General features: G+C 38.4%; 13 protein-coding genes. 8 read left to right on the top strand and 5 right to left on the bottom strand.

All coding sequences use genetic code 11. The features are described from left to right. Positions 1-43: 43 nt before the first annotated feature. Entirely contained in the window at positions 44-484 is a 441-nt protein-coding gene (locus NST97_RS09720; protein WP_341343155.1) for a MarR family winged helix-turn-helix transcriptional regulator, read from the top strand. 35 nt (positions 485-519) lie between these two features. Next, positions 520-1,611 (top strand): SDR family NAD(P)-dependent oxidoreductase, encoded by a 1,092-nt coding sequence (locus NST97_RS09715; protein WP_341343154.1) that lies wholly within the window; start codon positions 520-522, stop codon positions 1,609-1,611. Positions 1,612-2,277: 666 nt separating this feature from the next. On the opposite strand, the gene NST97_RS09710 is transcribed toward NST97_RS09715, so the two are convergent. Both NST97_RS09710 and NST97_RS09705 read right to left on the bottom strand, forming a co-directional pair. After that, positions 2,278-2,688, bottom strand: coding sequence for a DUF5367 family protein (locus NST97_RS09710; RefSeq protein WP_063388406.1), 411 nt, complete (start codon positions 2,686-2,688; stop codon positions 2,278-2,280). After that, positions 2,685-3,269 (bottom strand): TetR/AcrR family transcriptional regulator, encoded by a 585-nt coding sequence (locus tag NST97_RS09705; RefSeq protein ID WP_063388407.1) that lies wholly within the window; start codon positions 3,267-3,269, stop codon positions 2,685-2,687. Before NST97_RS09705 ends, NST97_RS09710 begins: the two co-directional genes overlap by 4 nt. 225 nt (positions 3,270-3,494) lie before the next feature. Between NST97_RS09705 and NST97_RS09700 the strand changes: the two genes are divergently transcribed. Next, positions 3,495-3,815, top strand: a complete 321-nt coding sequence (locus tag NST97_RS09700) for a MazG nucleotide pyrophosphohydrolase domain-containing protein (RefSeq protein ID WP_063388408.1) — start codon at positions 3,495-3,497, stop codon at positions 3,813-3,815. Positions 3,816-4,215: 400 nt separating this feature from the next. Here NST97_RS09700 and NST97_RS09695 read toward each other — a convergent pair whose 3' ends face one another. After that, a complete protein-coding gene (locus tag NST97_RS09695; protein WP_186439284.1) occupies positions 4,216-5,118 on the bottom strand; it encodes a TauD/TfdA dioxygenase family protein in 903 nt (300 codons plus the stop codon). Positions 5,119-5,745: 627 nt separating this feature from the next. On the opposite strand from NST97_RS09695, the gene NST97_RS09690 reads away from it, so the two are divergent. From NST97_RS09690 to NST97_RS09670, 5 genes are all read left to right on the top strand, one after another. After that, the gene (locus tag NST97_RS09690; RefSeq protein WP_063388410.1) at positions 5,746-6,780 is read left to right on the top strand and encodes an ABC transporter substrate-binding protein; all 1,035 of its coding nucleotides are present in this window, start codon (positions 5,746-5,748) and stop codon (positions 6,778-6,780) included. A gap of 39 nt (positions 6,781-6,819) precedes the next feature. Next, complete coding sequence (locus NST97_RS09685; RefSeq protein ID WP_341343153.1) at positions 6,820-7,647, top strand: ABC transporter ATP-binding protein; 828 nt, start codon at positions 6,820-6,822, stop codon at positions 7,645-7,647. A gap of 26 nt (positions 7,648-7,673) precedes the next feature. After that, complete coding sequence (locus NST97_RS09680) at positions 7,674-8,495, top strand: ABC transporter permease (protein ID WP_232515604.1); 822 nt, start codon at positions 7,674-7,676, stop codon at positions 8,493-8,495. 23 nt (positions 8,496-8,518) lie between these two features. After that, positions 8,519-9,874 carry an LLM class flavin-dependent oxidoreductase gene (locus NST97_RS09675; RefSeq protein ID WP_339197346.1) on the top strand — a complete coding sequence of 452 codons (1,356 nt, stop codon included), beginning with the start codon at positions 8,519-8,521 and terminating at the stop codon, positions 9,872-9,874. Between the two features lie 363 nt (positions 9,875-10,237). Further along, on the top strand, positions 10,238-11,599 hold the full coding sequence (locus tag NST97_RS09670) for an IS4 family transposase (RefSeq protein WP_341342920.1): 1,362 nt from the start codon (positions 10,238-10,240) through the stop codon (positions 11,597-11,599). Here NST97_RS09670 and NST97_RS09665 read toward each other — a convergent pair. Then, complete coding sequence (locus NST97_RS09665) at positions 11,562-12,128, bottom strand: hypothetical protein (protein ID WP_341343152.1); 567 nt, start codon at positions 12,126-12,128, stop codon at positions 11,562-11,564. The genes NST97_RS09670 and NST97_RS09665 overlap by 38 nt on opposite strands. Before the next feature lie 332 nt (positions 12,129-12,460). Further along, positions 12,461-12,931 (bottom strand): YrvL family regulatory protein, encoded by a 471-nt coding sequence (locus NST97_RS09660; RefSeq protein ID WP_235600456.1) that lies wholly within the window; start codon positions 12,929-12,931, stop codon positions 12,461-12,463. Between the last annotated feature and the right edge of the window lie 35 nt (positions 12,932-12,966).

Below are 12,966 nucleotides of genomic sequence, written 5' to 3'. Positions count from 1 at the left end.
GGACGGGGGTTAATCTCCCCCTCCTACTCGATTGGGGGATTTTATGGTTAAAGACAGCATTGCGTTTATTGCAAATTATTTGTGGAGGGAATCGATTAAAAATTTACATATGCATTTGACGGAGGCGGAGATTAAAAATTTCAGCAGCAATGACTACTATTATTTAACGACTATTTACTATATGGGGAAACCCAATTTTTCTCAGGTGGCAGAAGCTTTGAACGTGACGAAGCCGGCTGTTTCAGCGATGATTAGAAAGCTGTCAAAAATGGACCTTATAGAAAAAATACAATCGCAGGAGGACAAACGAGTTTATTATGTAAGTGTTACAGAAAAAGGAAAGAACATTGTCGAAGGTGATGAAAAGCTCTACAAGAAAATTGACTTGCAAATAAAAGAGTGTTTAGGAAGCGATCATAAATATGAATTTCTGGAAACTTTATTGGCAGAAATCGTTCGTTATTTGCAAAAAACAGATCGCTAATGCATCATATACATTTTTACATGGAGGAGCTGTTCATGAAAAGGAGTTTTGAGGGTAAATCTGTTATTGTCATAGGCGCTTCAGGGGGATTAGGTTCAAGCTTTGCAAAAGCTTTTGCCGATAAAGGTGCAAGGCTTCTTTTAGTTGGAAGGAATGAAGAAAAGGTTAAAAAGACAGCAGAGCAAATAACTGGAGATATAACAACAGCCGTTTTTGACATTACTGATTTACAATCGATTAAAGAACTGAAAAATATTGTAAAAAGGTGGTCGGCCCATATTGATATTGTCGTCAATGCTTCGGGTTATGACGTGAGAAAGTCTTTAGCTGAGCATAGTTATGAAGAAGCGAAAAACACGCTTGATATCAATCTTTTAGGAGCGATTCTTATAACGAAGGCATTCCTGCCGCATATGAGAGAACAAAAAGGCAGCACGATTATGCATATCGGGGGATTTGCAGATGGCCGCTTGGCTTTTCCATATTATAGTGTCGATGCTGCATCACGAGCAGGGCTGTTCACATTTATTGAAGCTGTAAACCGTGAATTGGAGTTGGAAGGTAGTCAAGCAAGGGTTGCCTTTTTTTCGCCAAGTCCTGCAGATACTGAAGCTGAAAGACCATTTCATCCGCTTTGGAGGAAAATGGGTGTTTCCATTATGCCTGTTGAAAAAGTGGCAGAGGATTTGCTTAAAACAATTGAAAAAAAGAAGACAGTACGAATTATGGGAGGGATGTCCACGATCCTTTTTGCCAAGGTTAACTCCATATCACCGAAGCTGGCTGATGCTATCATGATGAGAAAATATGGAAAAATGCTTCAACAATTTTTTTACAGGACAGAGGATGGCGGACAGCAAAAGCCGAGTAGGCATAAAAGAGGCTATCTCCGCAAGATTGCTGTCATTCTTATTATCGCCTCGTTTATTTTGTATGGACTAGCCGCCGTTGTCCCATTGCTTCCGCTCACTCTTACTCAAAAAGCGGCGGCTGTTCCGGCGCTGATTGCAATTGGCGAAATCGTTTGGTGGGCCGGGCTGGCAATCGCAGGTCGGGAAGTCGCTGCCAAGTACAAAAAATATCTTAATCCGTGCACTTGGTTTTCCTGTAAAAGAAAAACAATTTAAAGATTAGAAAAGTGCCATCAGCTGGAATTCTAAACTTTATGCGAGAAGTGAGGAGCTTGGAATTTTTTTAGCCCAGATTGGCATATTCTTATTGTTAGTTGTTGGAATAGGATTCACTTCAAAATTATTGGGTAAATATAGTTTGTATTTTTTGCTGGCTCTCACTTTTACAGCTTTAATTTTTGCTGTACTAAATACGAATGATTTTAGTAATCGGCCTTTCTTATATGTTGTTTTATTTGGAACAGTTTGTCTAGCTTCAATGATAAAATTGATGATCCAAACGTGTAAGTTAAAATAAAAGGTTCTTCGGAGCTTTATCAGGTAGACGGCAGCTTATAAATAGCGTAAAAGGACATTTTGAAATTCTTTTTAGTGAGAAAGACGTCCTCAACATCTATCTTGCTTTCTTCTAAATGTTGATTCGGTTATTAGGCAGGCGGCAGCATGGATTACTTAAATAAGGAAAAGAAAAGACTTACGTTTTGATAAGGCGAAATCCCTTTAAATTCGAACAGTCATACAATGCCCTAAAGGGGCTGTCTTAGAAAGTCAAATCGTCATTGATAACCACGATATATCAACGTTTCTAAAACATTAATGGGGGCGTCAATAAGCCGTAAAAATGACTTATTAGACACCCCCATTTTGTGATTGCATTTTAATTCATTCGGTTTTAAGCTTCTTTTTCATTAATTCATTTATTATGGCAGGTATTAATAAATACAATGCGTAGGCAAAAGACATCCATGCTGCAAAAGCGATAACCTGCGGCTCATCAAGCTTAGGAAAAATCAGCTGGTGGTTGGATAAAGAAAAAGTATCTAAAATTAAACCAACAATCGTGCCGATGAATCCAAATTTCAGCGGTGCATTTTCGGCTTTGTCAAACAATACATATAAATACGTGGCTCCTGCCAATAACACCCCTGTTCCAGCTATTAGCAAAGAGAGGCTGACAGCAAACTCCGCTGTACCCGGTCTGAAAAGAACGCTGTCCCCAAACATAACAAAAAACATTGTGGCAAAAAACCAAACAAAAACGCTCCAGCATGCTGTGTACAAATATCCTTTCATTTGTTCTCCACCTCTTGTAAGCCGCTCAATGCTATAAATAATTTCTCAAGTTCTGCGTATGTTTTCTCTACCGGAAAATTTTTTGACAATAGAGCCTGTAAGGCGATTCCGTCTACAACAGCGTTTAAAATGATCGCCCATGTGTCAAGCGAAATTCCTTTAATTGGTGATGAAGGCCATATTTTTAATAAATTTTCCGCTAGAGCTTTATTTTCTTGTAAAATAATCCCCTCAAGCTGTTCCCTGATTTTATCATTATGAAAACCTGAAACGACGAGCGTTAAGAACAATTTATGAAAAAAAGAATCATGAGAACAACGGCTTTTCGCTGTCTCAATCGCTTGTTTAATGATGTTGCCGTCACTTTTCGATAATTCGTCCCAAGAACTGTCGCAAATATCTTTTACAATATCCAATAATAATTGTTCTTTAGTTCGAAAATGATAATAAACAGTCCCCTGCGTAACCCCTGCCGTTTCGGCGACTGCCCTCAATGTGAACTTTTCAATTCCGTTTTTGACTAAACACTTCTTCGCGGAACGAATTAATTCATTTTTACTAATAACATTCGGCTTTGCCATATGATCACTCCTTATTAGTTATTCATATAACTAACTTAACTCAAAAAAATTTACCGTTTATTCACTGATTCATTTTAGATTATACAAAATTCTTGACAGTACCACAATATAAAATGGTCATAATTACTATCTTTTCAAAAGTCATTTGAATTCTCTAATTTGAATATTGACAAGAAAAGAGTTTTCATGTGACTCTTTTTAAGAGAGAAAGGGCAGGTGAACAAAATGGATATCAATGAGTTTCAACAATGGGTGAAGGAGTATTATGACAGCAGGGGCTGGGCTGAATTAGATATTTTTGTCCGCATTGGATTTTTAGCCGAAGAAACGGGGGAAGTTGCCCGAGCTATAAGAGCGCTTGAAATTGGCAGAGACAGACCAGACGAATCAACAGGTTCAGTTGAGGAAAATAAACAGGCATTAATCGAAGAGCTGGGAGATGTGTTAGGAAACATCATAGTGATTGCAAACAAATACAATATTCCTTTGGAAGAAGTATTTCATTCACATAAAAAGAAGCTGTTAGATCGTTATTCTACTGTTTAAGTTTTATGTCTTAAAAATTCCGTAATAAGGTAAAATTGCGGCATCGCTGTTTCACGTGGTGAACGGATTCTTCCGTATTCTTTGATGCCGCAAACGATTGTTGAATAGATTGTGAAATCCATTTCTTTTTATGGTCGACCAATTGCAAATAAACTTTCTTTTCCGGGCAATAGGGGGGATGCCCAATTTTCAAAAGTCATTAGCGATAAAAACGATTCCAAGGTTATTAGATAAAAGGCAGTGTTCGCATCAGAGGATGACGATTCTGCGTAAAACGGTCCCGAACTTATATAGCTTGATATTCACATAAGGGAGATGCCGTTTTTATTTGGTTATAAAAATTTTTGAAGTTTAACTGAAAGGCTTTTATAAATTATTGGTTAGAAAAATCCTGATGGGACTATTTTTCTATTTTTCGTGTAATGCTGCGGCGGCCGTCTATACTAACAGGAACATCTCCTGCAATTGTAATTCTTCTCACAACTCTTTGTTCGTCGCCATAGTCATTTATTGCATAATGCTGGGTTGCACGGTTATCCCAAATCACAACATCTCCTGCACTCCATTTCCAGCGAACCGTATTTTCTAATTGTATAATATGCTGCTGCAGGACAGTGAACAATTGGGCTGAATCAAAGGTGGAAAGTCCGACAAATTTTTTGACAAAATGACCAAGTAAAAGATTGCGTTCACCGGTTTCAGGATGTATATGGACAACGGGGTGCTCGGTTTCATATAAAGTGGAAGTGAATACTTCGTCATAGTGCTTTTTTGCTTCAGGAGATATATTATATCGCAGTGCTGCATAATCATAGGCATTTGTATGGATTGCCCACAATTGATCAGCAAGATTCCGCAGTTCTGTTGGCAGAGTTTCATAGGCAGCAGCTGTGTTCGCCCAAACAGTATCCCCTCCTGCTTCAGGGATCACAACCCCCCGTAAAATGGAGAATTTCGGAAATGCATCTACAAATGTAACATCTGTATGCCATGAATTGGCCCGGTCGCCACGATCAGAGTCTAGCTCAAAAATATAATTGGAGCCGTCTTTTGCTGGAACAGTTGGATGAACAACAGGATTGCCAAGCAGCTGTGCAAAGGCTTCCTGCCCCGCATCATCTAGATGATGCTGATTTCGGAAGAAAACTACCTTGTACTTTAAGATCGCTTCGCGAATAAATTGAATTGTTTCAGCATCTAGTTCATCGGAAAGTTTGATGCCTGATATTTCAGCGCCAATTCGTCCGGCAACTGGTTTGACAATAATCTCTGATTCATTTTGTACTTGTTTGACATCAGTCATAGAGATCGCCTCCTCAAGAAAGTTTATGATTCTACGGAATATTCATCTTTCTCAAAATTTCATCGGCACTTAATAGAAGCCCCACCTCCTTGCTCGTTGAGTGAGCCATTTTAATAAACCGATAATAAGCAAGAAAGCCAGAGCAGATGAGCTCCGGCTTCCAGATGGCTGGTCAGCTTTTTATTCCAGTTGTAAATCCTATGAATTCATATCGGTTTAGTAAAAATATTAGATTCACAAGAAAAAAATGTCAATATTAAATTTTAAAAATTTTTTATTTATAAAAAATTAATATTTTACAGTAAATTTTAGCTTGACTATTTTTCATTTGCTCAGTAACATTAAGGATAACTAATGTATACTAATTCAATAGGAAATATCGGTTAATTGATTGTTCCCACCGGTCAACCGGAGACATTGCTGCAAAATGTCTCCGGTATTTTTTTAATAGATGAATATGCCGACCAGTACACTGGAGGTCTTTACAGAAAATGTAAAGACCTTTTTTATGCGGGCTGGCATGGACTAAATTGAACTGCCGTATACCGAACGGTACGTACGGTTGTGTGAGAGGTCGGGGGTTAGTCACCTCTTCCTATTCAATTGAAATCAAAAGGGAGGAGTAAGATGAAGTTGTTGAAGAATTGCAGAGTGATAGGAATTTTATTGTTAGTAGGGACAGTTGTTTTATCTGCTGGCTGCCAGAACAAAACAGTTGCTGAAAAAGAAGGCAAAGCCGGAGGTGATGGCAAATATGAGACGCTGACACTGCGCTATCAAGGATCTCCTGGACAAGTCACTTTCCCGGAATTGGCGGAAGATTTAGGTTATTTAGATCCAATCAAACTTGAATGGGTTGGAAATACAACGAGTGGACCACAGGATATCCAAACAGCTGCAACAGGGGAAATTCATTTTGGCGGTGCATTTAATGGAGCAATTATTAAATTAAAAGCCAGCGGCGCCCCGATTAAAGCCGTGATCAGTTATTACGGCAGCGATGAAGATACGTTCAGTGGGTTTTATACATTAGAGGATAGTCCGATTAAAGAGGCGCGAGATTTAATTGGCAAAAAAGTCGGGATGAATACTCTCGGTGCACACCATGAATTCGTGTTAAAAGAATACTTGCGTCAAAATGGATTAACAGAGGAAGAAATTAAAAAAGTAACGATAGTGGTGATTCCGCCAGTCAATGCAGAACAAGCATTGCGTAATAAACAAATTGATGTAGCTGTGTTAGGCGGAATGCTGCGAGACCGGGCATTAGAAAGGGGCGGGATTCGGAAGCTCTTTAGTGATTATGATTTGTTTGGTGCTTTTAATGCGGGCAGTTATGTTTTTACTGAGAAATTCATTAAAGAAAATCCGAATACTGTGAGAAAATTCGTTGAAGCAACAGCGAAAGCAATTGAATGGGCGCGTTCAACCCCTAGAGAAGAAGTCATTGCACGTTATGAAGCAATTATTGAAAAAAGAAAACGAAAAGAAGATGGTGAAACAGTTAAATTTTGGAAAAGTACAGGAATCGGCTCGAAAGGAGGTTATATACAGGAGAAAGATTTTCAAGTGTGGATCGATTGGCTAATAAAAAGCGGTGAGTTGAAAAAAGGCGAAATTGGGCTGGATGACTTATACACAAATGAATTCAACCCTTACTAAAGGAAGCTTGAACAAAAATGTTTAGGAGGTGTTCAACAGGTGACAGATAAAATTCAATTTGACCATGTCACAAAAATTTTTAAAATTCGGGATGTTGAAAAGGGAAAAGGAAGCTTTAAAGAGTTTACCGCATTGGGGAACGTTCATTTTTCCGTTAAAAATGGAGAATTTCTAACGTTAGTCGGGCCGTCAGGATGCGGAAAATCAACTTTGCTTGATCTTCTCGGCGGATTGTCTCAACCAACATCTGGGAAAATTTTGATAGATGGGAAGCAAATCGACGGCCCCGGTTTAGATCGAGCAATTGTCTTTCAACAGTACGCCTTGTTTCCTTGGAAAACAGCTAAGGGAAATATTGAGTTTGGTTTAAAAGCGAAAGGTGTGCCAAAAAAGGAACGTTCGGAAATCGCCCGTCATTTTTTGGAGCTAGTCGGCTTGTCCGGCTTTGAAGAACGTTATCCCCACGAACTATCAGGCGGGATGAAGCAGCGTGTAGCTATTGCTAGAAGTTTGGCTTTTGACCCTGACGTTTTATTAATGGATGAACCGTTTGCGGCCTTGGATGCTCAAACACGCGAAACATTGCAAAACGAATTGCTTCGTATCTGGGAAAAAACAAAGAAGACGATCGTGTTCATTACTCATGGAATTGATGAAGCCGTGTACTTAGGACAGCGTATCGCTGTAATGACTTCACGTCCGGGGACGATAAAACAAATTATTACAAACTCAGCTCATTCCCAAGCAAAGGAAGACGATGCGCGTTCCACGCCGGAATTTGTAAAGACTCGCCATCAAATTTGGGATTTACTGCGGGATGAGGTCAGTAAATCGCAAAATGATCATAAAAAAGAGCATTCAGCTTAGGAAATTTAATAAAAGGAGTGATGACATTGGCTAGTGTTAGCAAATCCATTCAAACTACATATGAAACGAGAAAACATATCCGTTTTTCTTTTCACTGGATTCAAAAACTTGTGAAGCAAACAGCCGTTATTATCCTGCTGCTTTTATTTTGGGAAGTGGCGCCTCGCATTGGAGTGACCGATCCGACGTTCTTTCCGCCTTTTTCAAAAGTAGTTGAAGGCTGGTGGGGATTAGTTGTCTCAGGTGAATTATTGGCTCACTTTCAAGCGAGTATTGTACGTTCATTTATTGGATTTGGAATTGCGCTGCTTATTGCTATTCCTCTCGGATTATTGATTGGCTGGTACCCGATCGTTAGCGATTTGTTAAACCCGGTGCTGGAATTATTCCGAAACACAGCTGCATTAGCGTTATTGCCTGTATTTATATTAGTGTTTGGCATTGGTGAAACATCGAAAGTAGCGATTGTCTTATTCGCTTGTACATTTCCTGTTCTGCTAAATACTATTAGTGCCGTTCGAAATGTCGATCCGTTACTTATTAAATCGGCAAGATCAATGGGATTACCGCCATATAAATTGTTTTATCAAGTTATTTTGCCTGCATCTATTCCGACTATTTTTACCGGAATACGTATGGCGGGAACAGCTTCCATTCTCGTATTAATTGCTGCTGAAATGGTAGGGGCTAAAGAAGGATTAGGATACTTAATTAATTATACTCAAATGAATTTTCAAATTCCCGAAATGTATGCCGGTATTATTACCATTGCCATACTTGGCTTTGTATTAAATTATATTTTAGTATCTTTGGAAAAACGGTTCTCTGCTTGGAAGACAAATCAATAATAAAGGAAAGAGGGGAAAATTAAATGACGGCAAATAAGCGCGAAATGAAATTAGGTGCATTTTTCATGATCCCGGGGCATCATGTCGCAGCTTGGCGGCATCCTGATGCAGAAGCTCATAATGTCATGAACTTTGATTTTATCAAAAGGCTTGCGCAAACGGCTGAACGAGGAAAGTTCGATATGATCTTTCTGGCGGACACATATGCAGTAAGAACAGGGAATCAAAAGGCATTTGAGCAGACAGTGAATACACTTTTTGAACCATTTACTCTGTTATCAGCCCTTTCATCTGTGACCGAACGCATTGGGCTTGCAGCTACCGTGTCGACCACATTTAATGAACCCTTTAATGTAGCGCGAAGATTTGCCTCGCTTGATCATTTGAGCAAAGGCCGGGCAGCATGGAATGTCGTCACATCCAATACGGAAGCAGAAGCTCATAACTTTAGCTTAGAGCAACATCTTCCGCATGAACAGCGTTATGATCGTGCTGAAGAATTTGTAGATATAGTGAAAAAGCTATGGGATAGTTGGGAAGATGACGCTTTAGTGATTAATAAGGAATCGGCTCAATTTGTGGACGGCTCAAAAATACAGGCCATTCATCATAAAGGAAAGTGGTTTTCTGTAGAAGGACCTTTAAACGTTTCCCGTCCTGTTCAAGGCCATCCGGTTGTGATCCAAGCAGGTTCGTCTGAAGCTGGAAAAGAGCTGGCCGCACGTACCGCGGAGGTTATTTTTACAGCGTGGCAGACGCTTGAAGAGGCTCAAGCTTTTTATGCTGATGTGAAAGGAAGAATGAAAAAATATGGGCGTTCACCAGATGAATTGAAGATTATGCCAGGTGTTTTTCCTGTTATCGGAAGAACTGAAGAAGAAGCTGATAAGAATAAGAAGCTGCTGGAGGAACTTATTCCTGAAGAAGCAGGAGTTGCTCTTTTATCTGGAATGTTAAGTGTTGATTTATCAGGGTATCCTGTCGACGGTCCCTTGCCTGATTTGCCTCATTTGGAACAAATAAATGGAGGGAAAAGCCGTTTTAAGCTGTTAAAAGACCTTGCTGAGCGTGAAGGATTAACGATTCGTAAGCTATATCAACGGATAGCGGGAGCACGAGGGCATAGAGAAATTAAGGGAACACCTGAACAAATTGCCGATCAACTGCAAGAATGGTTTGAAAATGGGGCAGCTGATGGCTTCAATATTATGCCGCCATATTTGCCCGGAGGACTTGAAGACTTCGTTGACTTAGTGATACCTGAACTGCAAAAACGGGGATTTTTCCGCACGGAATATGAGGGCAATACTTTACGAGAACATTTAGGGCTAAAACGTCCTGAAAATACTTTAATTGCTAAAATAGGAGAGACACTGTAGATGAAGGGAAATATTGCATCTAAAAAAATAGTCATGCGAAAATGACAGTTTAATGGTCGAGTCAATTAGTTAGGGGTGTCCCAAAAAGTAAAACTTTAGGGCATCCTTTTTATTTTAGAAGTAAGAGCTGGCCGCTTCTTTATTGGAATTAGACTAAGATTCATTTATATAAATTATCTTTTTTATATAATTTACTCAACTTTCTCACAGTAAATTGGATTTCTAAGCCTTACGGTTAATGGGTTTGTTGGTTGTTTCGAATACTTCTTGACATAAAAATTTGCAAAAAAAACACCTCAACTTTTGGTATAGTTTAATTGTCCAGAAAAAACATTACCAAAAGCAGGTGAGGTGTCTCTTATTATGATAACGAATAACAGACTGAACAATCAACTACCAAAAGAAGTAAAAGCTATATTTGATGAACTTGAAATCTTAAAATATTTAAGGAAAGTGGGAATTAACAAGGGTTTCGGTTATTCCTGCGCCTATTTATTCCAGCTAGTTTTTAGTTTAGTTTTTGAAGGCAAAAATTTGTTTCGACTTCTTCAAAGTAAAAAAGCTAAAGATTTGCCGGAAAAAAACGCTATTTATCGCTTCTTAAATAACCCTCAATACAATTGGCGCAGGTTTTTACTTGTTTTGAGTACTTTCACCATTATGAAGGTAAGTAGTTTAACGAGACACGACCGTCCGAAAGTGCTGATCGTGGACGACTCATCTTATGAACGAAATCGCAGTAAAAAGGTTGAACTGCTTGCTCGCTGTTTCGATCATTCTTCTCAAAAAATGCGTTATTACAAAGGATTTCGTATGCTTACACTCGGCTGGTCAGATGGTGCTACATTTTTGCCTATTGATTTTGCTTTATTAAGCTCTACGAATTCCCAAATCAATGGGATTGATAACCGAATCGATAAGCGTACATCCGGTTATAAGCGGCGTGTCGAAGCTTTACAAAAAGCGCCGGAAGTTATTCCCAATATGATTAAACGGGCACTTTCTCAAGGAATCGATGCCTCATACGTTTTAATGGATACATGGTTTACCCAACAGCCTTTGATCAAGTCCATTGTGGATCAAGGGTTGGATGTTATTGGAATGGTGAAGGATACAAAACAAAGATATCAAGTGAACGGTGAATGGGTGAGCCTAAAAAAACTATACCAAACAGCTAAACCATCACAACATCAAAAGGGTATTTTGCGCTCTATTCACACAACGATGGCAAATGGCGTACCTGTTAAAGTGGTATTTGTCCGTAATCGTCATAAAAAGAGACAGTGGCTAGCTATTTTGAGTACAGACTGTACTTTATCGGATCAAGAAATCATTCGTATTTATGGGATACGTTGGGATATTGAAGTATTCTTCAAAACAGTCAAATCCTTATTGAAACTCCAAAAAGAGTTCCAAGGAAGATCTTATGATTCCATGATCAGCCATACCACTATTGTGTTTACAAGGTACATTGTTTTGTCTTGGCAAAACCGAGTAAGTACAGATTATCGAACATTAGGCGGCATTTTTTATGAACTTTGTGATGAAATCGATGAACTAGATTGGGCCTTTGCACTTCAACTACTCATTGAAATTCTTGAAGATGCACTTCAAAATGTAAATCAAAAGATTAAAAAATTCATCGAAAGTCAATTACGTAAATGGATTGTAGTTTTGCCTAATTATATCAAGGCTTATTTACCAAAATTGAGCTGCGAAAGTTGAGTAATTTAGAAATTAATAAATGTTTTAAATTGAAAAGTTCATACTCTATTTTTGTTGCATGGACTGGAAATTCGATAAAAAAAACTTTCTGAAACTTAGTATACGAGGAGTGAGAGGCTATGGAAATATTTCTAGCTTGGAAGGATAATTCTTGATTGAATGTTTCTTGCTGCTCGATGTGTTTCAATAATTTAGAAATGTGATCATCCGAATGAGGGAACGAACGATTTTCGTTTGGTTTTTCAGCTGGAACGTGGCCCGTTACTTCTTCGAACGCCCCTTTCCCAAACCGGTCAACGACAACGATCGCGGCGTTCTCTAACTGCATGTTGTGTTGTTGAACAAGGGTTTGGAAGTGTCTTAGTTTGACTAGGTCGCTTTCAATAAATAATCGCTGTGCTCGGTCATTTTTGATGAAGGTATAACCGTTCTTTTCCAAAGCTAGGTACCATTTTCGTAATGTACTATCACCAATTTCTAAGGTATGGCTCACTTCTTTGGTACTGTAAGCTCGTTCTTGCGATTTCATTCGTTCAACCTCCTAGTGGGATGGGACGGGATATAGAGCGTTCTCCTATCCGTTTTAGAAGCATTCGACAGATATAATTCATTTACCTGTTCTGTAAGGAGGAAAAGGGAGAGAAGGACTGCATAAAATCCGCCTTTTTTATGCAAGATTTAGAGCTTCATAAAAGGGGAAAACCCTTGATCCATCAAGGATGTATAAAATCCTGCATAAACGAGTCAAAACAGAAAACCGCCAATTCCTTGCGTATCAAGGGGTTGGCGGTTTTCATTACTTCCCATAGTTGGCTTTATGTTACCTAGATTTGTATAAAGCATTCACATATGTTTAATGATTTATTTTTTGGGTTTAAATTTATTATCTATTTCTTTAAATTCCTCACTATCAATATCTGGTGGTTCATCCTCATCTTTTCTTAATTTCCAACCAATAAATCCAGTAACCATCGCAAATATGAGTGAACCTTGCCATTCGATTTCAATATTTGCCATAAAATTATCTATTACTTCAATCAATAAAAAGGTAAGAGTTGTATTCAAAATAAATGGTAGCCATCCTTTACTCGTTTGAAGTATGCCAACAGATTTTAAAGCTTTTGGTATTGCATCTGTAATAAAAGCAAGAGGTATTTCAAGGAATAAATACAAAATAAAGAACAATACTAAATCCAATAATGAATTATATTGGAAACCTATTATTCTTAAAATGATGTATTCAAAAAAAGCAATAAAGAGTAATATTATCAGTACGATAGAAATAGAGATACCAACAGTTTTAAATTTATTGATATGAACTGCCTCCTTCAAATTATTTTTCTCAATATTTTAAATTAGAACGGGTA

This window comes from Aeribacillus sp. FSL K6-1305, from assembly GCF_038050115.1.
GTDB classification, from domain to species: Bacteria; Bacillota; Bacilli; order Bacillales; family Aeribacillaceae; genus Aeribacillus; species Aeribacillus composti.
The sequence above is the reverse complement of the archived record's forward strand: the minus strand, read 5'-3'. Positions and strand labels throughout refer to the sequence as shown.

Bases quoted from the DNA above. Each gene is read 5' to 3' on its own strand.
- NST97_RS09705 (WP_063388407.1), bottom strand. From the start codon at position 3,269: ATGGCAAAGCCGAATGTTATTAGTAAAAATGAATTAATTCGTTCCGCG.
- NST97_RS09720 (WP_341343155.1), top strand. From the start codon at position 44: ATGGTTAAAGACAGCATTGCGTTTATTGCAAATTATTTGTGGAGGGAA.
- NST97_RS09665 (WP_341343152.1), bottom strand. From the start codon at position 12,128: ATGAAATCGCAAGAACGAGCTTACAGTACCAAAGAAGTGAGCCATACC.
- NST97_RS09675 (WP_339197346.1), top strand. From the start codon at position 8,519: ATGACGGCAAATAAGCGCGAAATGAAATTAGGTGCATTTTTCATGATC.
- NST97_RS09690 (WP_063388410.1), top strand. From the start codon at position 5,746: ATGAAGTTGTTGAAGAATTGCAGAGTGATAGGAATTTTATTGTTAGTA.
- NST97_RS09715 (WP_341343154.1), top strand. From the start codon at position 520: ATGAAAAGGAGTTTTGAGGGTAAATCTGTTATTGTCATAGGCGCTTCA.
- NST97_RS09700 (WP_063388408.1), top strand. From the start codon at position 3,495: ATGGATATCAATGAGTTTCAACAATGGGTGAAGGAGTATTATGACAGC.
- NST97_RS09670 (WP_341342920.1), top strand. From the start codon at position 10,238: ATGATAACGAATAACAGACTGAACAATCAACTACCAAAAGAAGTAAAA.
- NST97_RS09710 (WP_063388406.1), bottom strand. From the start codon at position 2,688: ATGAAAGGATATTTGTACACAGCATGCTGGAGCGTTTTTGTTTGGTTT.
- NST97_RS09695 (WP_186439284.1), bottom strand. From the start codon at position 5,118: ATGACTGATGTCAAACAAGTACAAAATGAATCAGAGATTATTGTCAAA.